This is a genomic window from Luteibacter flocculans, assembly GCF_023612255.1.
Taxonomy (GTDB): Bacteria; Pseudomonadota; Gammaproteobacteria; order Xanthomonadales; family Rhodanobacteraceae; genus Luteibacter; species Luteibacter flocculans.
In genome coordinates, this window is record NZ_CP063231.1 from 2,629,777 (window position 1) to 2,648,525 (window position 18,749).

The window sequence follows — 18,749 nt, forward strand, 5'->3', positions numbered from 1 at the left end:
GGATCAACCCTTCATGCTGTCGATTTCGGCGACGTTGATCGTGCTGCGATTGCGGAACAGCAGGACCAGGATCGCCAGGCCGATGGCGGATTCCGCCGCGGCCACGGTGAGAATGAAGAACACGAACACCTGGCCGCCCACATCGCCGAAGAAGCGCGAGAAGGCCACGAAGTTGGTGTTCACCGCCAGAAGCATCAACTCGATCGCCATGAGCAGCACGATCACGTTCTTGCGGTTGATGAACAGGCCGGCGACGGCGATGCAGAACAGGATCGCGCCGAGGACGATGAAATGGGAAAGCGTGATCACGGAGCGTTCTCCTGCGGCGGCACGACGACCGGGGCCGGGCTGACGGAAGCCATCTTCTCGCTGGCCACCTTGACCACGCGGACGCGATCGGCGGCGTTGACGGCCACCTGCTGCGCGGCGGTCTGGTAACGCACGCCCGGACGATGACGGAGTGTCAGGGCCACGGCGGCGACGATACCCACGGTAAGGATCAGCGCGGCGATCTCGAACGGCAGCAGGAATTCCGTGTACAACGCCTGGCCGAGCCAGGCGACGTTGGAATCACCGGCCGGGTTCGGGCCGAGCGTGTGAGCGTGCATGGCACGGACGCCGATCATGGCCAGCATCTCCACCAGCATGACCACGGCCACGACGATGCCCACCGGCAGGTAGCGGATGAAGCCTTCGCGGACCGCCTCCTGCTTGATGTCGAGCATCATGACCACGAACAGGAACAGCACCATCACCGCGCCGACATAAACGACGACGAGGGCGATGGCGAGGAACTCGGCTTCGGCCAGCAGCCAGACGCAGGCCATGCTGAAGAAGGTCAGCACCAGCGAGAGTACGGCGTGAACCGAGTTCTTGACGGTAATGACCATGAGCGCGCCGATCACGGCCACGCCACCGAAGAGGTAGAAACAGATGAGTTGAAGCAGGTCGTTATTCATCGCATAGGTCTCCGGGCGCTCAGCGGTAAGCCGCGTCCTGAGCGCGGGCGGCAGCGATGTCCTGCTCGAAGCGGTCACCGATGGCCAGCAGCTGGCCCTTGGTCACCACGTTCTCGCCACGGTGCTCGAAGTGGTACTCGTGCACGTGCGTCTCGACGATCGAATCGACAGGGCAGCTCTCTTCGCAGAAGCCGCAGAAGATGCACTTGAACAGATCGATGTCGTAGCGCGTGGTACGACGCTGACCATCTTCCGGACGCGGTGCCGAGTCGATCGTGATCGCCAGCGCGGGGCACACCGCCTCGCACAGCTTGCACGCGATGCAGCGTTCCTCGCCGTTGGCATAACGGCGAAGCGCATGCAGACCGCGGAAGCGGTTCGACTTCGGGATGTGCTCCATCGGGTAGCGCATCGTGTACTTCGGCTTGAACATGTAGCGCATGGTCAGCGCCATGCCCTGGAACAGTTCGATGAGCAGAAGGCTCTTGAAATAGTGGGTTACGCGGGACATGACTCTTTAGGCTCCCGTACCGATGTGGACCCAGCCGAAGTACTTCATGCAGCCGGCGACGAGGACCCACACGATCGTGATGGGAATGAAGACCTTCCAGCCGAGACGCATGATCTGGTCGTAGCGGTAACGCGGGAAGCTGGCGCGGAACCACAGGAACAGGAAGGCGAAGAGGAATGCCTTGATGAACAGCCAGTGGAAGCCGCCGTGACCGATGAGGCCCCAGGACTCGGGGAACGGCGACAGCCAGCCGCCCATGAACAGGATCGAAGTGAGGAAGCTCACCAGGATCATGTTGGCGTATTCGGCGAGGAAGAAGATCGCGAACGCGGAGCCCGAGTATTCGACGTGGAAGCCCGCGACGATTTCCGACTCGCCTTCCGCCACGTCGAACGGTGCGCGGTTGGTTTCAGCCACGCCCGAGACGAAGTAGATGACGAAGACGGGCAGCAGCGGCAACCAGAACCAGTCGAAGAAATTACCGCTCTGCGCGTTGACGATGGCCGTGAGGTTCAGACTGCCGGTCAGCACGAGCACGCACACGATGGACATGCCCATGGCCAGCTCGTACGAAATGACCTGAGCCGCAGCGCGCATGGCACCGAGCATGGCGTAGCGCGAGTTGGACGACCAGCCGGCGAGGATGATGCCGTACACGCCCATCGAGGTCATCGCGAGCAGGTAGAGCACGCCCGCATTGAGGTTGGCGAGCACGGTTTCCGGACCGAACGGCACCACAGCCCACGCTGCCAGCGCCGGCACGAGGGCCAGCATCGGTGCGAGGTAATAGAGGAACTTGTTCGCGTTGGTCGGAAGGATCACTTCCTTCAGCAGGAGCTTCACCACGTCCGCGAAGGCCTGAAGCAGACCGAGAGGACCGATCTTGTTCGGCCCCATGCGCACGTGCATCCAACCGATGACCTTGCGTTCCCAGTACACGAACATGGCCACCGCGATGATCAGCGGCAGCACGATCGCCACGATGAACAGCACGGGCATCAACAGGTGGTCCCAGAGTTGCTGACCCATGGTTTATGCCTTGCTCAGAGTGATGGCCGCGCCGTACGGAGGCAGCATGGCGGTTTCGGAATGCGCAGCCTCGATCCACGCCGCACCCGTCGGCACGGCGGCATCGATCGCCACCGGCAGCACGGCGTCGCCGATGCGGGCGTTGCCGCCCTCGACGAGGCCCAGCTTGCCGGCGTCGTCCGCGTTGATGCGGATGGCCGGCGCGCGATTCAGCGGATGCGCGTTCAAGGCGCCGGCGCGGCGAAGTACCGCGTCGGCACGATAGATCGGCAGCGTGGCGAGGCGGGAGAAGGACACACCCGACGCACGCGAACCGAGCTGCTGGCGACCGTCGGTCGCACGCTCTGTGATGCCTTCGCGGAGGCCGACGAGATCGTCGAACTCGAAGCCCGGCAGACCAAGCGAGCCACCCAGGGCGCGCAGCACCTTCCAACCCGGACGCGCTTCGCCCGGTGCCTTCGCACCCGCAACCACGGCCTGGGCATTGCCCTCGACGTTCACGAGCGTGGCATCGATTTCCGGCGTGAGGCCGATCGGCAGGATCACATCCGCCGAGTCCTTCAAGGCGTCGCTCGCGTAGGCCGCAAAGGCCACCACGGTCTGCGCCGAGTGCATCGCCTGCAACGCCAGACCACCGTCGGCGAAATCGTGCGGCGGCTCCACGTTGTAGAGCACATAGCCCTTGCGCGGCTGTGCCAGCATGCCGCGCGCGTCGAGGCCACCCGCGCTCGGCAGCACGCCGACGGCGGAGAGGCCCAGCGCATTGGCGCCGACCGGGATCTCGTTGAAGGCAGCACCGGAGGCCTGCGCGATGAAGCGCGCGATGGCACGCAGCCAGGAGGCTTCCGGATGGGTCGCCGCGGCCTGACCGAACACCACCACCGAACCGTCGGAAGACAGCGCCTTGAAGGCGGCGCGGTGGTCGTCCGTGGTCTCGACACCGGCAAAGGCGCCCGCGAGCGTATCCGGTACCGACGCACCGCCTTCGCTGGCGGCCTTCGCCAGCACCAGCAGTTCGTTCACCAGCGCGTGCGGCGCGGCGACCGATTCACCGGCAAGCGGATAATTGAAGTTGAAGTGCGCCGGATTGACGGCGTAGACCTTCGCTCCCTTCTTCACCGCCTGACGGAGGCGGTGATTGAGCAACGGGACTTCGTGGCGCAGGTCCGAACCGACCAGCAGCGCGCTCTTCACCGTCTGGAACGACGCGATAGTCGAAGCGAACGGCTTGGCAAACGCGTTGTCGGCGAAGTCGAGCTGACGCAGACGGTGATCGACGTGCGCGCTGCCGAGGCCGCGTGCGAGGCGAACGAGCAGTTCGCCTTCCTCGTTCGAGGTGGCGCCGTGAACCAGGAAGCCGAGATCGGAACCGGCAACGCTCTTCAGCGCTTCGCGGGCGACCGAGAGGGCATCGTCCCAGGTGGTCGCAGCCCACTGACCGTTGCGCTTGACCATCGGGGTCTTCACGCGGTCGGCAGCGTACAGGCCTTGGTGGCTGTAGCGGTCACGGTCGGACAGCCAGCACTCGTTGATCGTTTCGTTGTCGCGCGGCACCGTGCGCAGCACTTCGCCGCGGCGGGTGTGCAGCCACAGGTTGGAACCGAGCGCATCGTGGTAGCCGATGGACGGACGCGCAATCAGCTCCCAAGCGCGGGCCTGGAACTGGAACGGCTTGTTGGTCAATGCGCCGACCGGGCAGACGTCGATGATGTTGCCCGACAGTTCGCTCTCGATCGTCTTGCCGATGTAGGTACCGATCTCCAGGTTCTCACCGCGGCTCATGCCGCCGAGTTCGTAGGTACCGGCGATTTCGCTGGTGAAGCGCACGCAGCGCGTGCACTGGATGCAGCGGGTCATCTCGGTGGCGACCAGCGGCCCGAGATTCTCGTCGGCCACGGTGCGCTTGCGCTCGTTGAAGCGCGACACTGAGCGGCCGTAACCGAGCGACACGTCCTGCAACTCGCACTCGCCGCCCTGATCGCAGATCGGGCAGTCGAGCGGATGGTTGATGAGCAGGAACTCCATCACGTTGCGCTGCGACTTCAATGCCTTGTCGGAACGCGTGAAGACTTTCATGCCCTCGCCGACCGGCGTGGCGCAGGCCGGTGCCGGCTTCGGCATCTTCTCGATTTCCACCAGGCACATGCGGCAGTTGGCGGCGATCGGGAGCTTGCGGTGATAGCAGAAGCGCGGGATGGGAATACCGACGGCATCGGCCGCCTGGATGATCATCGACCCCTTGGCTACCTGCACCGGAACGCCGTCGATCTCGATATTGACGAGGTCCGGCGCGGCATTGGCTACGGGCTGCGCACTCATGCAGCGACTCCAGTGGTGACCGTGCCAGCGGGACCGTCCACGATGGAACGGCCGTGCTGCACGTAGTATTCGAATTCGTGCCAGAAGTGGTACAGGAAGCCCTGCACCGGCCACGCGGCGGCTTCGCCGAACGCGCAGATGGTGTGTCCTTCGATCTGACCGGCGACGGCCTTCAGGCGGTGCAGGTCATCCTGCGTGCCCTGCCCTTCGACGATGCGCGACAGCACGCGGTACATCCAGCCGGTGCCTTCGCGGCACGGGGTGCACTGGCCGCACGATTCCGCCTTGTAGAAGCGCGAGATGCGATGGCAGGCACGCACCATGCAGGTGGTCTCGTCCATCACGATCACGGCACCGGAACCCAGACCCGAACCCGCCTTCTGCAGCGAGTCGTAATCCATGGTGCATTCCATGATCTTGTCGGCCGGCAGCACCTTCATCGAGGAGCCGCCGGGAATGACCGCCTTCAGCTTGTTGCCGTTGCGCACGCCACCGGCCAGCTGCAGCAGGTCGGCGAACGACGTGCCGAGCTTGATCTCGAAGTTGCCGGGGTTGTTGACGTGACCCGATACCGAAAAGATCTTCGGGCCGCCATTGTTCGGCTTGCCGATGTTGAGGAACCACTCCGCGCCGTTGCGCAGGATGGCCGGCACCGAGGCATAGGTCTCGGTGTTGTTGATGGTGGTCGGACGGCCGTACAGACCGAAGCCCGCCGGGAACGGCGGCTTGAAGCGGGGCTGGCCCTTCTTGCCTTCGAGCGACTCCATCAACGCGGTTTCCTCACCGCAGATGTAGGCACCCGCGCCGAGGGCGTTGTAGATGTCCACGTCGATACCGGAGCCACCGATGTCCTTGCCGAGCAGGCCAGCCGCATAGGCTTCCTTCAGGGCTTCTTCGATGTGCTCGAACGGCTCGTGGTGGAATTCGCCGCGCAGGTAGTTGTAGGCGACCGTCGAGCCCGTGCAATAGCAGGCGATGGCCAGACCTTCGATCACCGCATGCGGGTTGAAGCGCAGGATGTCGCGGTCCTTGCAGGTACCCGGCTCGGATTCATCCGAGTTGCACAGGATGTACTTCTGCCCCGGCGCATTGCGCGGCATGAACGACCACTTCAAACCCGTGGGGAAGCCGGCGCCGCCGCGACCGCGCAGCGAGCTCTTCTTGATCTCTTCGATCAGCGCGGCCGGATCGGGCTTCTCGGCGAGAATCTTGCGCCACGCCTTGTAGCCGTCCACTTTCTCGTAGCTCTCGAGCGCCCAGGGCTTCTCGAAATGCAGGGTCGTGTAGACGACCTGGTGTTCCTGCGGTGCGGGTCCAACCGGACCAGTGGTGCTAGCCATTGCCCTTACCTCACTTCAGACCGTCGAGGATCGCGTCGACCGATTCGGTCGTCAGCTTCTCGTGGTAATGACCGTTGACGACCATCATCGGCGCGCCTGCGCACGCAGCGAGGCATTCCTCTTCCTGCTTGAGATAGATGCGACCGTCCGCCGTGCTTTCGCCGGTACGGATGCCGAGCTTCTTCTCGCAATGGCGCACGATGCCCTCGGCACCGTTCAGCCAGCAGGAAATGTTGGTGCAGATGGCGACGTTGTTGCGTCCGACGGGCGACGTCTCGAACATCGAGTAGAAGCTCGCGACCTCGTAGGCCCAGATCGCGGGCAGGTCGAGATACTTGGCGACCGCCGTGATCAGTTCGTCCGTGAGGTAACCCTGGTTCTGTTCCTGCGCGCCCATCAGCGACTGGATCAACGCCGAGCGCTTGCGATCCGGCGGGAACTTCGAGACCCAGTGGTCGATGTGGGCGCGGGTGTGATCGTTGAGCACGACGAGAGGATCGACGTCCTTGACCTGCTCGAAATGACCGGTGGCTTTCATGATTCAGTTCACTCCGTCGACTTAGCGGTCGACTTCGCCGAAGACGAGATCGTAGGTGCCGATCATCGCGACGACGTCGGCGAGCATGTGGCCCCTCACGATGGCGTCGATCGAGGACAGGTGCGCGAAGCCCGGTGCACGCAGGTGCACGCGGAACGGCTTGTTCGCACCGTCGGACACGAGATAGCAGCCGAATTCGCCCTTCGGCGCTTCCACCGCGGCATAGGTTTCGCCCGGGGGCACGCCGTAGCCTTCGGTGAAGAGCTTGAAGTGGTGAATCAGGGCTTCCATGTCGTTCTTCATCTCTTCACGACTGGGGGGCACGACCTTGTAATTGCGCACCATCACCGGGCCCGGGTTGGCCTTCAGCCATGCCACGCACTGCTGGATGATGCGATTGGACTGGCGCATTTCTTCGATGCGCACGAGGTAACGGTCGTAGCAGTCGCCGTTGACGCCGACCGGAATGTCGAAGTCCATCTTGTCGTACATGGCGTACGGCTGCTTCTTGCGCAGATCCCAGGCGATGCCCGAACCGCGCAGCATGGCGCCGGTCATGCCCCAGGCCTGCGCCTGTTCCGGCGAAACGACGCCGATGCCGACGGTACGCTGCTTCCAGATGCGGTTGTTGGTGAGCAGCGCTTCGTATTCGTCCACGCGCGCCGGGAAGTCGTTGGTGAACTCCGTGAGGTAATCCAGCATCGAGCCTTCGCGCCAGGCGTTGAGGCGCTTCAGGTCACCACCCTTGTGCCAGGGCGACTCGCGGTACTTCGACATCTGCTCCGGCAGATCGCGGTACACGCCACCCGGGCGGTAGTACGTGGCGTGCATGCGCGCGCCCGACACCGCCTCGTACACGTCCATCAATTCCTCGCGCTCACGGAACGCGTAGAGGAAGACGGCCATGGCGCCAAGATCGAGCGCGTTCGAACCCACCCACATAAGGTGGTTCAGGATGCGCGTAATTTCGTCGAACATGGTGCGGATGTACTGCGCACGGATGGGCGCTTCGATACCGAGCAGGTTCTCGATGGCGCGCACATAGGCGTGCTCGTTGCACATCATCGACACGTAGTCGAGACGGTCCATGTAGCCGATGGACTGGTTGAACGGCTTCGACTCGGCCAGCTTTTCCGTACCACGGTGCAGCAGACCCACGTGCGGATCGGCGCGGACGATCGTTTCGCCGTCCATCTCCAGCACGAGGCGCAGCACGCCGTGCGCAGCAGGGTGCTGCGGGCCGAAGTTCATCGTGTAATTGCGAATTTCTTCCACGGCTTAATTCTCCCGCCAGTGGTCGGCGGATTCCGCCCTGGCCTGATCGAGGTCGGCGTCGTTGCGGATCGTGCGAGGCACCAGCACGCGAGGCTCGATCGATACCGGTTCGTACACCACACGCTTCTGCTCGGGGTCGTAGCGGACCTCGACGTTGCCGATCAGCGGGAAATCCTTGCGGAACGGATGGCCGACGAAACCGTAGTCCGTGAGGATGCGACGCAGGTCGGGATGGCCGTCGAAGATGATGCCGAAGAGATCGAAGGCTTCGCGCTCGAACCAGTCGGCGCCCGGCCAGATCGGCGTGATGGACGGTACGACCGGAAACGTGTCGTCTGCGCACGGAACGCGCAGGCGGATGCGCTGATTCAGTTCGATCGACAGCAGGTGGATCACCGCGGCGAAGCGGCGCTGCTGCTCGACGAGGCGCGGACGCTCTTCCCACGTGAAGCGGCCCATGGCCTGCCCCTCCACGCCGCGCGAGAAGCTCTCGCCGTGCGCGGTATCGGTGTCCCACTCGGTCTTGCCGTAACCGAGGTAATCGATACCGCAGACGTCGATGATGGTGCCGAAGCGGAAGCCGGCTTCATCGCGCAAGGCGGTGGCGACGGAAATAAGGTCGCCCGAAGCCACCTCGGCGGTGACTTCGTTGCGCTCGACCTTCACGCTCAGCATGTCGCCGAAGCGCGCGGCGAGCCGTTCGACCAGCGAGGTCTCGTTAGTAACGCTCATGATGCCCTGGCCCTGTTAGCGCGCGATCGTGTGAGTGCGGCGGATCTTCTTCTGCAACTGCAGGATGCCGTGGATCAGCGCTTCGGCCGTCGGCGGGCAACCCGGCACATAGATGTCGACCGGAACGATGCGATCGCACCCGCGCACGACCGAATAGGAATAGTGGTAATAGCCGCCGCCGTTGGCGCACGAGCCCATCGAAATGACCCACTTCGGGTCGGGCATCTGGTCGTAGACCTTGCGCAGCGCCGGAGCCATCTTGTTGACCAGCGTGCCGGCCACGATCATGACGTCCGACTGGCGCGGGCTGGGACGGAAGATCACGCCGTAACGATCGAGGTCCAGGCGCGCCGCACCCGCATGCATCATTTCCACGGCGCAGCAGGCCAGACCGAAGGTCATCGGCCACATGGAACCGGTGCGTGCCCAGTTCATCAGCGCGTCGATGCTGGTGACGCCGAAACCACGGTTGACGACCGGGGCATCGCCATTCGGACGAAGGATGTCGTCGACGAGGTTGAGCGGTTCCGGGTTGTGCATCACCCGGTCGATGCTGGTCATCACTCCCATTCGAGCGCTCCCTTCTTCCAGACGTAAGCGAAACCGACCACGAGCAGCGCGAGGAACAGCGCCATCTCGATCAGCGCGATGGCACCGATCTTGGCGAAGACCACCGCCCACGGGAAAAGGAAGGCGATTTCGAGGTCGAAGATGATGAAGAGGATCGCGATGAGGTAGTAGCGCACGTCGAATTTCATGCGCGCATCCTCGAAGGCTTCGAAGCCGCACTCGTACGGTGCGAGCTTGTCCGCGTCGGGACGCTTCGGACCGGCGAGCATGCCGATCGCCAGGAGGACGATGCCAAGGCCTATGGCGACGGCGATGAACAACAGGACGGGCCAGTATTGGGCAAGCACGATGCTGCGTACCTCCGCGCCTCGCTGGGCGCATCAGTGACCGTCGGCGGGGACGAGCGGTCCGGCTAGTGTCGCCGAAGCTTTTTTCGAATCGATCCAAACGGCCCGACCCGTGTCGGCGCGGCAGGCACGCCAACGACTCCGGATATCCACAATCTCACGTTGGGGAACCGAACTATTGTACCAGTGCGTGCAGGTATGACGACAAGCCTTAATGAGGGAAAAACTGCATCCTCATGGTGCAATCGGCGGCTTTGTCGCCTCGTCGGCTCACGATCGACGCCGGATGCGTCCGACGGTCACATGGTCTGGGTCGGTCGTTCCGAGGACAGCGTGCCGGCCAAAAGGCCCTCGATGCGCTGACGCGCCGCCTCGCTCTCGGGCGATTCGTTGAATTGCACGCCGACGCCGGCAGTGCGGTTGCCCTGGGCCCCCACGGGCGTAATCCAGACCACTTTGCCGGCCACGGAGACGCGCTCGTTCTCGTCGATGAGGGTGACCAGCAGCGCCACTTCGTCGCCCAGGCTGTAGCGCTGCGCGGTGGGCGCAAACAGGCCGCCGGTCTTCAGGTAGGGCATGTACGAGATGTACAGGGAGTTCACGTCCTTGATCTTCAGCGAAAGGATGCCCTGTCGCGGCGATGAGCTGATGGCGGTCATGGACGTCGGATTCCCTGGGTAGATTGCATCCTAGCTAGCCCACGGGCCGTGCGACAAGCCCGACAGGCTCGGGTTCCTGCCCGGCCCACCCGTAGCGGTCGTAGATCCACGGGGTGGAAAGGTCGGCTGTGAGCTTCACGAAGGCGGGGCCCGGCGCATCGCGCAACGGCAGCAACCAGTCGTCGCCGGCCCGCTCGACCGGCGCCTTCCGCCAGAGCCACTCGGCCACGCCATGCCCATCCGCCAGGACGAGTCGCACCCGCGAGCGAGCGAGCGGACCCGGCCGCCATGGCAGGCGAAGCATGCCCTCCCCGGGAGCGAGCGGCGGACGGTCGAAGCGTTCGGGGCGCGAGGCGATCCGGAGCATCCGCTTGCGGCTCAAGGCCATCTGCGTGTGATGTTCCAGCACAGCCTCACACTTCGTGGCCTGCCGCTCGGGGTCGGCGTCCGGCACGAGGAGGTCCTCCTGTGCGGACCGCTCGATGCCGTGGACCATGTAGGTCAGCACGTCCGCCGTGGAGCCCACCGCGGCCAGCGCCAGGCGCGCGAGGACATGCGCGGAGCCGTGATCCGGGTGCGTGTCGCCCAGGTCGGGAATCACCGCCAGATTGGGTCGCGTGCGTTCCAGCACGCGGCGGAACGCCTCCAAGGCCGAGGCGTGGCGCCGACGCAGCGCATCGGTCACCTGCATGTCGTGCCAGCCCAGCGCATGCAGATGGTCGGGGCCGACACCCAGCCGGGCCAGGGCCGCGGCGACCTCGCCCCGACGACGCGCCCCCCAGCGCGCGCGCGCAGCGGCATCGATAACAAGGCGGCGTTCCAGCCAGCGCTGCGGCCACGGGTTGTCGTCGCCATCCGTGAGCAGGAGCACGTCGACGCGTCCACCGGCGGCCAGCGTGCGCTGGATCAACATGCCGGCTGCGAGCGATTCGTCGTCGGGGTGCGGCGCAACGACCAGCAGCCGGGTGCTGCTGTCGATGACGGGATGGCGGGACACGGTGGATTCCTTAGGAGATCGAGACGTCGACTCGATTAAGACCGATAGCGCGATAAAAATGCGTCAACGCCACGCCGCAAGCAGTTCCAGCAGAACGAGGTCAGTGCGCAGCGGCCCCCGTAAGGCGTCGCGTGCACGGTTGGCCTTGGCGTACCAGCCGTCCAGCCCCTCGTCGTCGAGCTGGCTGTCCAGCGGGAGGGTCTGACCCGAGGCGCGGGCCCGCAGTTCATCGGCCGCGGCCTGCGCAGCGAACCAGAGATAGCGGGCCGGGTCGGCGGCTTGCCAGCGCTTGACCACTTCCATCGCATCGCCCCGCCCCGCCGCCAAGGCCTTGAGGTCGTGGCGAACCTCGCCGCGCTGCTTCAGCGCCCCGTCGGTCGCCCAGGTACGGGCCATACCCGGGTTGCCGCCCGCGGCGTCGAGCGCAGCGGGCGCATCGGTCACGCCTTGGGCGCGCAGCCAGTCCAGGGCCACCTCGCGCGAGGGCGGCAGGAAATCGATGCGCTGGCAGCGGCTGCGGATGGTCGCCGGCAGCCTCGCCGGCTCGTCGGCCACCAGGGCCAGCAGCGTGGCGGGCGTTGGCTCTTCGAGCGTCTTCAACAAGGCGTTGGCAGCCGCCGCGTTCATCGCGTCCGCCGGGTCGATGGTGACGACCTGCCAACCGCCGAACTGGCTCGCCATCGACAGGCGCTGCGACAGGTCGCGAATCTGGTCCACCACGATCTCGCTGCGGGTGACGCCGTCCTTGCGCAGGCCGAACGACAGGCCGATAAGGTCCGGATGTGTGCCGGCTGCGACCAGCTCGCAGCTACGGCAGGTGCCGCAGGCCACGCCATCCACGGGGCGCTGGCAGAGCAGTCCCTTGACGAAGGCGGCGAGGAAATCGCGCTTGCCCAGCCCGGCCGGGCCGGCCAGCAGCAATGCGTGAGGCAGCGCGTCGCGCTCACGCCGCGCCTGCAGGCGCGCCCACGCATCGGCGTGCCACGGACGCAGCGTCATGGCGCGTGTCCCGCGAAAAGATGCGCAAGGCTCGCGATCGCCTGGCCCAGCACATCCTCCGGCGCGGCACTGGCGTCGAGCAGCCGGAAGCGTGCGGGTTCGGCCGCCGCACGTGCGCGATACGTGCCGCGCACACGCTCAAAAAAGGCGTCACCTTCCACTTCGATGCGATCGGCCTCGCCACGCCCGGCGGCGCGCGCGCGCCCGGTGCTGACCGGCAGGTCCAGCAGCAGCGTGACATCCGGCTTGAGGCCCGCCGCTGCCCAGCGTTCCAGTTCGGCAATGCGCTCGGCGGGCTGCCCACGGCCGCCGCCCTGATACGCGTAGCTGGCGTCGGTGAAGCGATCGCAGAGCACCCACTGACCGGCAGCCAGCGCAGGCTCGATGACCTGCCGCACCAACTGCGCGCGCGAGGCGAACATCAGCAACAGTTCCGACTCCGCGCACAGTTCGTTGTTGGCAGCGTCGAGCACGACGCCGCGCACGGCCTCCCCTACCGCCGTACCACCTGGCTCGCGGGTGACCACGAGATCCACGCCCTGCGCGCGAAGGTGCGCCTCCAGGCCGCGCAGCAACGTGCTCTTGCCGGCACCTTCGCCGCCTTCGAGGGAGATGAAACGGCCACGCTGGGAGTCGTTCACTTGCATCGCTTCAACTGGTAGCAGGCCACGGCCCGGTTGTGTTCCTCGAGGGTGGACGAGAAGACGTGGCTCCCGTCGCCGCGGGCGACGAAGTAAAGCTCGCTGCCCGCTGCCGGATGCAGCGCCGCCTCGATCGCGGCGCGCCCGGGCAATGCGATCGGTGTCGGAGGCAGACCCGCACGCGTGTACGTATTGTAGGGAGTGTCGGCGGTCAGATCGCTCTTGTGGATGTTGCCCACATAGGCGGCACCCATGCCGTAGATCACGGTGGGATCGGTCTGCAGAAGAATGTGCTGTTGCAGGCGGCGCACGAACACACCCGCGATGCGCGGACGCTCATCCGCCCTGCCCGTCTCCTTCTCCACGATCGACGCGAGGATCAGCGCCTCGTACGGCGTGGCGAGCGGCAGGTCTGGTGCGCGGTTCTTCCAGGCCTCGTCGAGCGTGCGCGACATCGCGACATACGCTCGCTTCAGAATGGCTGAATCGGGATCGCCCTTCACGTACGCATAGGTCTCGGGAAGAAAGCGACCTTCGGGGTGCTCGTCCTCGGCTCCCATGCGCTTCATCAGCGCGGCGTCGTCGAGATCCGCCGTATCGTGGGTGAGCGTGTCTACCGCCGCGAGCGCGCGGCGCAGATCGGCGACCGTCCAGCCATCCACGATGGTGAAGTTGCGCTGCATGACCTTGCCGGCGGCCATGTCGGCGATGAGATCGCGCGGCGACATGCCCGGGCGCAGCGCGTACTCGCCGGCATGCAGGCGACCGGAGGCATGCATCTGCATCACGAGCAGGCGCCAGTAAAGCGGCGAGGCCTGCGAGGCTTTGCGGTTGCGCAGGTCGCGCACGATGTCCTTGAAGGACGCACCGCGCGCCACGTCGATGCTCTGCCCGGTGCCAGCGACAGTCAGCGGTGAGCGCGCGAAACGCGCCCAGTCGAACCACAGCCAGGAACCCGCCGCGATCGCCGCAAGCAACAGCACCAGCAAAATGACACGCCAGAGGGCGATGCCGCGCGCTTTCATCGATCGGAATCCTTGGAACCAGTGGGCAACGGCAGCCCGATCTCACGCCAATGCGCCTGGAGGGCACGGGCGACGGGGCCGGGCTGCCACGAGCGGGTCGCGAAAACCCGAACCGGGAGAATGCCGCGAACGGCGGACGTGAGGAAGACCTCGTCGGCCTCGATCAGCGCTGCCAGCGAAAGGCGCACCTGGGCAACCTCGCGCACGGCGCCCACTTCGGCCCGGGCGACGCCTGCCACCCCGCAACGATCCACCGACGGCGTGACCAGCCGGCCGGCGACAACGGCGAAGAGGTTCGCTGCCGTGGCACAGACGACATGACCCTCGGTATCGAGCATCAGGCCCTCGGCGATGTCCGGGGTGTTCCATTCGGCGCGGGCCAGCACCTGTTCGAGGCGATTCAGGTGCTTCATGCCCGCCAGCGCGGGCTGCACCGCGAGTCGCATGGCACATTGCCGAACGACGATTCCCTCGGCATAAGCGCTCGCATCGAGCACGAGGGACGACACCGTCACGACGACCGTCGGGCGCGCATCGTCAGAAAATGCGTAGCCACGCGCGCCGACGCCGCGGGTGACGGTCACGCGAGCAACGGCATCGTCGAGCCCGTTGGCAAGGCGCAGCACTTCTGCATGGATCGCGGCCATGTCCGGCGGCGATATGCGCAATCGCGCACAGCCCTCCGCAAGACGCTGCGCATGACGCGACCACAACGGCGCGCACCCACCGACCATCCGCAGCGTCTCGAACAGTCCGTCGCCGTAGGTGAATCCACGATCCGCAACGGACACCCGATCCGCATCGACGAAGTCGACCGAGGTGCGCGTGAGGCTCATGCCACGCCGAACACGCGCAGCAAGCCGCGTGCCTTCGCGCGGGTTTCGTCCAGTTCGCGCTCTGGCACGGAGTCGGTGACGATGCCAGCCCCCGCGCGCAGCGACACCGCGTTGCCTTCGACGGCAAAACTGCGAATGAGGATGTTGAGATCCATGTCGCCGCTGTCGTCGAGATAACCGAGCGCACCGGTATACGCACCGCGCGCCTCGCCCTCCAGCGCGCCGATGATCTCCATGCAACGCACCTTCGGGCATCCGGTGATCGTGCCACCCGGGAAGGTCGCAGCAATGACCTGCCCTGGCGTCACGTCGTCGCGCATGCGTCCGCGCACGTTGGAAACGATGTGGTGAACGTGGGCATAGCTCTCCACGACCATGAGCTCATCGACTTCCACGGTGCCCGGCACGCAGACCCGGCCGAGGTCGTTGCGCTCGAGGTCGATCAGCATCACGTGCTCGGCCCGCTCCTTCGGGTGTGCGGTGAGTTCGCGAATGCGCGCCGCATCGTCGTCACCAGCGACGCGCGGCCGCGTGCCCGCAATCGGACGCGTTTGCAGCATGCCGTCGCGCGACGCCACGAGCCGTTCCGGCGACGAGCTGACGACCGCCCAGCCAGGCTGCTGGATAAGACCGGCGAACGGCGCAGGGTTGGCCACACGAAGCGCCAGCATGAGTTGAGCGGGCGTCGGCGCCTCCGCGAAGCGCGCCGTCCAGCGGCGCGAGAGATTCACCTGGAACACGTCACCCGCGCGCAGATGCTCGTGCACACGATGCACGCCTTCGATGAAACGTGCCGGCTCGTCTTCATCCACCGTCAACGGCACGGCGAGCGGTGTCACCGCCATCGACGCGTCGAGGTCCGCAGCCAGCACATCGAGCCAGTGCTCCGCTCCCGCCTCAGCAACGAGAACGGTGCGCTGCTCCAGGTGATCCACGATGGCGGCCGCGGGCGCACGCAGCGCGAACGCGATGGGCGCACTCCCCTTCGCGACGGGAAGACGCAGACTCGGCTCGATCTGCCCGACAAGTTCGTAGGAAAGGTAGACGATCCAGCCGCCGTGGAAAGGCAAGCCGTCTGCCACGCGAGCCTTGCGCCGCGAAGACCACGCGCGATCCAACGCGTCAAGGAAACCACCCGACTGTACGACGCTGTTCTCGTCGCGCGTCAGGCCATCGGCCGAGAGCGTGAGCGACGCCTCGCCAGCGGCGAAGAGGATGTCGAAGCGGCTCTGCGGCGTACCGTTGACGGTGCTGGCGAGCAGCGCGGCATAGCGATCCGGATACGACGCGGCCGGCGCGAGAAGATCGCGCCGGCCGGCCAGGGTTCGCGTGACGAAGGCCAACGCGTCAGACGCGACGGAATGCGAGCGTGCCGTTCGTGCCGCCAAAACCGAACGAGTTGGAGAACACGACGTCGATCTTCGCCTCTTCCGCCTTGTTCGGCACGAGATCCATGCCGAGGGCCGCCACTTCCGGATCGACCTCTTCCAGGTTCATGGTCGGCGGAATGATGCCGTCGCGCAGCGCGAGGATCGAGAAGATCGCTTCCACGCCGCCCGCCGCGCCGAGCAAATGACCCGTCACGGACTTGGTCGAACTGACGGCGAAGCTGCCCTTGCGCGTGGCATGGTCGCCGAACACGCTGCGAATGGCCTTGGCTTCGCCGAGATCGCCCACCGGCGTGGACGTGCCGTGCGCGTTCACGTACTGCACGTCGGACGCGTTCAGGCCGGCGTCGTGCAGCGCGTTGCGCATGGCCAGTTCCGCGCCATCGCCGCTCGGCGCGGTGATGTGGTACGCGTCGCCGCTCATGCCGAAGCCGATGATCTCGGCCAGGATGTTGGCACCGCGCGCCTTGGCGAATTCGTATTCCTCGAGCATCAGCATGCCGGCGCCGTTGGACAGCAGGAAACCATCGCGGCCCACGTCCCACGGACGGCTGGCATGAATGGGATCGTCGTTGCGCGTGGACATCGCCTTGGCCGAGCAGAAGCCCGCCATGGCCGTCGGCGTGGTGGCGAACTCTGCACCGCCAGCAAGCATGGCGTCGGCATCGCCGTACTGGATGAGGCGCATGGCCATGCCGATGTTGTGCGCCGCCGTCGTGCATGCCGAGACGAGGGCGATGTTCGGGCCCTTCATCCCGTGATAAATCGACAGGTTGCCGGCGACCATGTTGATGATCGAACTCGGCACGTAGAACGGCGACACCTTGCGCGGTCCCTTCTCGGCCAACTCGATGGCCGTCGCCTCGATGGTGTGCAGACCACCGATGCCGGCGCCCGCGGCGACGCCGATACGTCCCGCGTTTTCCTCGGTCACCACCAGTCCGGACGCCCGGAACGCATGGGTACCCGCGACGATACCGTAGTGGATGAACGGATCCATCCGCTTGAAGTCCTTCGCGATGGAGCGACGCTCGTCATCCGGCGTGTCGGTGCCGGCGAAATAGGCGTCGACCGGATCGAAGTCACGAACCTCACCGGCAATGCGCGTGGCGTACGCGGTGGCGTCGAAAGCGGTAACAGGGCCGATGCCGCTGTTGCCTTCGACGACGTTCTTCCAGGCGGTGGCGAGATCGTTGCCGACCGGCGAGACGATGCCCATGCCGGTCACTACCACACGTCGCTTAGTCATGCGTTCTCATCCTTCACTTGTTCCGCGCAACCATACGCGGGCGCAGGTTGCGTTAGACGCAAACAAAAACTGCGCCATGACGGCGCAGCTTCCGTGTCGCTCGGAGATCGACGGGAGGCGGCGCCTCCGATCGACAACCAGTCGCTCGATCAGGCCTTGACGTGAGCCTTGACGTAATCGATCGCCTGCTGGACCGTCGTGATCTTCTCGGCTTCCTCGTCCGGGATCTCGCACTCGAACTCTTCCTCGAGCGCCATCACGAGCTCGACCGTGTCCAGCGAATCGGCGCCCAGATCGTCAACGAACGACGCGGTGGTGGTGACTTCCTCTTCCTTGACGCCCAGCTGTTCCACGACGATCTTCTTGACGCGTTCTTCGATGGTGCTCATGTTGCCTTTACCTCCCGAGGGAAAATTCCGGCGGCATTGTAGTGGCTGAGGCCTGAGCCCGCCAACACACACCGCCACGTTGATGACGCCCGGTTTTTCTTAAAGCCGGGCGCGAAATGACGATTGTCTCTCAAAATCGGGCCGGTGGCGACTGCCGCCATGCCCGCCGGTACTGCCCCGATCAGGGCATGTACATGCCGCCGTTCACATGCAGGGTCTCGCCGGTGATGTATTTGGCCGCCGGGGACGCCAGGAACGCCACGGCCTCGGCGATGTCGTTCGCTTCGCCCAGATGGCCCAGCGCAATGCCCGAAAGGAGCGCGGCACGCTGCTCTTCGGGCAGAGCGCGGGTCATGTCGGTATCGATGAAGCCGGGGGCCACCACGTTCACGGTGATGCCACGGGACCCGATCTCACGGGCCAGCGACTTCGAGAACGCGATGATGCCGGCCTTGGCTGCGGCGTAGTTGGCCTGCCCTGGGTTGCCGGTGACGCCCACCACCGAGGCGATGCTGACGATGCGACCCTTGCGCGCCTTCATCATGCCGCGCATCACCGCCTTCGACGTGCGGAACACGGAGGTGAGATTGGTCTCCATGATGGCGCTCCAATCGTCTTCCTTCATACGCATCAGGAGCTGGTCGCGCGTGATGCCAGCATTATTCACGAGAATGGAAACGGCGCCCGTCTGTTTGGCAATGTCGTCGACCAGCGCCTCGATCGCTGACGCATCCGTCACGTTCAGCACGCGGCCGTGACCACCGTGGGCAGCGAGACGCTCGCCGATGGCGTCGGCTCCGGCCTGGCTGGTGGCGGTACCGAACACGGTGGCGCCCAGTGCGGCAAGCTTGTCAGCGATGGCGGCGCCGATACCCCGGCTTGCGCCGGTGACGAGGGCAATCTCGCCCTTCAGGGGATGAGTCATGATAGTTCCTTGCGAGGGAGC

At 65.4% G+C, this 18,749-nt stretch carries 21 protein-coding genes; all 21 read right to left on the bottom strand.

From position 1 onward, the window contains the following. Positions 1–3 precede the first annotated feature (3 nt). The 21 genes from nuoK to fabG all read right to left on the bottom strand — a co-directional run bounded on the left by nuoK (position 4) and on the right by fabG (position 18,728). Positions 4–309 carry an NADH-quinone oxidoreductase subunit NuoK gene (gene nuoK, locus IM816_RS11110; protein WP_072321332.1) on the bottom strand — a complete coding sequence of 102 codons (306 nt, stop codon included), beginning with the start codon at positions 307–309 and terminating at the stop codon, positions 4–6. Then, the gene (locus IM816_RS11115) at positions 306–959 is read right to left on the bottom strand and encodes an NADH-quinone oxidoreductase subunit J (protein WP_072321333.1); all 654 of its coding nucleotides are present in this window, start codon (positions 957–959) and stop codon (positions 306–308) included. Before IM816_RS11115 ends, nuoK begins: the two co-directional genes overlap by 4 nt. 19 nt (positions 960–978) lie before the next feature. Continuing rightward, positions 979–1,470, bottom strand: coding sequence for an NADH-quinone oxidoreductase subunit NuoI (gene nuoI / locus IM816_RS11120; RefSeq protein ID WP_072321334.1), 492 nt, complete (start codon positions 1,468–1,470; stop codon positions 979–981). Between the two features lie 6 nt (positions 1,471–1,476). Then, on the bottom strand, positions 1,477–2,499 hold the full coding sequence (gene nuoH, locus IM816_RS11125) for an NADH-quinone oxidoreductase subunit NuoH (protein ID WP_250338129.1): 1,023 nt from the start codon (positions 2,497–2,499) through the stop codon (positions 1,477–1,479). A 3-nt stretch (positions 2,500–2,502) separates the two neighbouring features. Beyond that, positions 2,503–4,818: an NADH-quinone oxidoreductase subunit NuoG gene (gene nuoG, locus IM816_RS11130; protein WP_250338130.1), complete on the bottom strand. Its 2,316-nt coding sequence runs from the start codon at positions 4,816–4,818 to the stop codon at positions 2,503–2,505. Beyond that, positions 4,815–6,158 carry an NADH-quinone oxidoreductase subunit NuoF gene (gene nuoF, locus IM816_RS11135; protein ID WP_072321337.1) on the bottom strand — a complete coding sequence of 448 codons (1,344 nt, stop codon included), beginning with the start codon at positions 6,156–6,158 and terminating at the stop codon, positions 4,815–4,817. The genes nuoG and nuoF overlap by 4 nt, the downstream gene beginning before the upstream one ends. Positions 6,159–6,168: 10 nt before the next feature. Continuing rightward, a complete protein-coding gene (nuoE, locus tag IM816_RS11140) occupies positions 6,169–6,696 on the bottom strand; it encodes an NADH-quinone oxidoreductase subunit NuoE (protein WP_072321338.1) in 528 nt (175 codons plus the stop codon). Between the two features lie 21 nt (positions 6,697–6,717). Beyond that, positions 6,718–7,947, bottom strand: a complete 1,230-nt coding sequence (locus IM816_RS11145; RefSeq protein ID WP_250340746.1) for an NADH-quinone oxidoreductase subunit D — start codon at positions 7,945–7,947, stop codon at positions 6,718–6,720. A gap of 27 nt (positions 7,948–7,974) precedes the next feature. Continuing rightward, positions 7,975–8,703 (bottom strand): NADH-quinone oxidoreductase subunit C, encoded by a 729-nt coding sequence (locus tag IM816_RS11150; protein WP_250338131.1) that lies wholly within the window; start codon positions 8,701–8,703, stop codon positions 7,975–7,977. A 15-nt stretch (positions 8,704–8,718) separates the two neighbouring features. Next, positions 8,719–9,273, bottom strand: a complete 555-nt coding sequence (locus IM816_RS11155) for a NuoB/complex I 20 kDa subunit family protein (RefSeq protein WP_072321341.1) — start codon at positions 9,271–9,273, stop codon at positions 8,719–8,721. Beyond that, a complete protein-coding gene (locus tag IM816_RS11160; protein WP_072321342.1) occupies positions 9,264–9,620 on the bottom strand; it encodes an NADH-quinone oxidoreductase subunit A in 357 nt (118 codons plus the stop codon). The genes IM816_RS11155 and IM816_RS11160 overlap by 10 nt, the downstream gene beginning before the upstream one ends. A 299-nt stretch (positions 9,621–9,919) precedes the next feature. Then, positions 9,920–10,279 (bottom strand): PilZ domain-containing protein, encoded by a 360-nt coding sequence (locus tag IM816_RS11165; protein WP_072321343.1) that lies wholly within the window; start codon positions 10,277–10,279, stop codon positions 9,920–9,922. Between the two features lie 34 nt (positions 10,280–10,313). Beyond that, positions 10,314–11,276 (bottom strand): PIG-L deacetylase family protein, encoded by a 963-nt coding sequence (locus IM816_RS11170; RefSeq protein WP_250338132.1) that lies wholly within the window; start codon positions 11,274–11,276, stop codon positions 10,314–10,316. Between the two features lie 63 nt (positions 11,277–11,339). Beyond that, positions 11,340–12,275, bottom strand: a complete 936-nt coding sequence (gene holB / locus IM816_RS11175) for a DNA polymerase III subunit delta' (protein WP_250338133.1) — start codon at positions 12,273–12,275, stop codon at positions 11,340–11,342. Then, on the bottom strand, positions 12,272–12,916 hold the full coding sequence (gene tmk / locus IM816_RS11180; RefSeq protein WP_250338134.1) for a dTMP kinase: 645 nt from the start codon (positions 12,914–12,916) through the stop codon (positions 12,272–12,274). Before tmk ends, holB begins: the two co-directional genes overlap by 4 nt. Next, positions 12,913–13,941, bottom strand: a complete 1,029-nt coding sequence (gene mltG / locus IM816_RS11185; RefSeq protein ID WP_250338135.1) for an endolytic transglycosylase MltG — start codon at positions 13,939–13,941, stop codon at positions 12,913–12,915. Before mltG ends, tmk begins: the two co-directional genes overlap by 4 nt. Next, positions 13,938–14,777 carry an aminodeoxychorismate lyase gene (gene pabC, locus IM816_RS11190; protein ID WP_250338136.1) on the bottom strand — a complete coding sequence of 280 codons (840 nt, stop codon included), beginning with the start codon at positions 14,775–14,777 and terminating at the stop codon, positions 13,938–13,940. The genes mltG and pabC overlap by 4 nt, the downstream gene beginning before the upstream one ends. Continuing rightward, positions 14,774–16,120, bottom strand: a complete 1,347-nt coding sequence (locus tag IM816_RS11195) for an aminodeoxychorismate synthase component I (protein ID WP_250338137.1) — start codon at positions 16,118–16,120, stop codon at positions 14,774–14,776. The genes pabC and IM816_RS11195 overlap by 4 nt, the downstream gene beginning before the upstream one ends. Positions 16,121–16,124: 4 nt before the next feature. Then, on the bottom strand, positions 16,125–17,414 hold the full coding sequence (gene fabF / locus IM816_RS11200; protein ID WP_250338138.1) for a beta-ketoacyl-ACP synthase II: 1,290 nt from the start codon (positions 17,412–17,414) through the stop codon (positions 16,125–16,127). 149 nt (positions 17,415–17,563) lie between these two features. After that, on the bottom strand, positions 17,564–17,803 hold the full coding sequence (acpP, locus tag IM816_RS11205) for an acyl carrier protein (RefSeq protein WP_250338139.1): 240 nt from the start codon (positions 17,801–17,803) through the stop codon (positions 17,564–17,566). Positions 17,804–17,984: 181 nt separating this feature from the next. After that, positions 17,985–18,728 (bottom strand): 3-oxoacyl-ACP reductase FabG, encoded by a 744-nt coding sequence (gene fabG / locus IM816_RS11210; RefSeq protein WP_250338140.1) that lies wholly within the window; start codon positions 18,726–18,728, stop codon positions 17,985–17,987. Positions 18,729–18,749: the final 21 nt, after the last annotated feature.

Coding starts and splice junctions, on each gene's coding strand:
- fabG (WP_250338140.1), bottom strand. CDS start 18,728: ATGACTCATCCCCTGAAGGGCGAGATTGCCCTCGTCACCGGCGCAAGC.
- nuoF (WP_072321337.1), bottom strand. CDS start 6,158: ATGGCTAGCACCACTGGTCCGGTTGGACCCGCACCGCAGGAACACCAG.
- fabF (WP_250338138.1), bottom strand. CDS start 17,414: ATGACTAAGCGACGTGTGGTAGTGACCGGCATGGGCATCGTCTCGCCG.
- IM816_RS11165 (WP_072321343.1), bottom strand. CDS start 10,279: ATGACCGCCATCAGCTCATCGCCGCGACAGGGCATCCTTTCGCTGAAG.
- IM816_RS11155 (WP_072321341.1), bottom strand. CDS start 9,273: ATGGGAGTGATGACCAGCATCGACCGGGTGATGCACAACCCGGAACCG.
- nuoH (WP_250338129.1), bottom strand. CDS start 2,499: ATGGGTCAGCAACTCTGGGACCACCTGTTGATGCCCGTGCTGTTCATC.
- IM816_RS11150 (WP_250338131.1), bottom strand. CDS start 8,703: ATGAGCGTTACTAACGAGACCTCGCTGGTCGAACGGCTCGCCGCGCGC.
- nuoG (WP_250338130.1), bottom strand. CDS start 4,818: ATGAGTGCGCAGCCCGTAGCCAATGCCGCGCCGGACCTCGTCAATATC.
- pabC (WP_250338136.1), bottom strand. CDS start 14,777: ATGAGCCTCACGCGCACCTCGGTCGACTTCGTCGATGCGGATCGGGTG.
- nuoI (WP_072321334.1), bottom strand. CDS start 1,470: ATGTCCCGCGTAACCCACTATTTCAAGAGCCTTCTGCTCATCGAACTG.
- holB (WP_250338133.1), bottom strand. CDS start 12,275: ATGACGCTGCGTCCGTGGCACGCCGATGCGTGGGCGCGCCTGCAGGCG.
- mltG (WP_250338135.1), bottom strand. CDS start 13,941: ATGAAAGCGCGCGGCATCGCCCTCTGGCGTGTCATTTTGCTGGTGCTG.
- IM816_RS11115 (WP_072321333.1), bottom strand. CDS start 959: ATGAATAACGACCTGCTTCAACTCATCTGTTTCTACCTCTTCGGTGGC.
- nuoE (WP_072321338.1), bottom strand. CDS start 6,696: ATGAAAGCCACCGGTCATTTCGAGCAGGTCAAGGACGTCGATCCTCTC.
- acpP (WP_250338139.1), bottom strand. CDS start 17,803: ATGAGCACCATCGAAGAACGCGTCAAGAAGATCGTCGTGGAACAGCTG.
- IM816_RS11145 (WP_250340746.1), bottom strand. CDS start 7,947: ATGAACTTCGGCCCGCAGCACCCTGCTGCGCACGGCGTGCTGCGCCTC.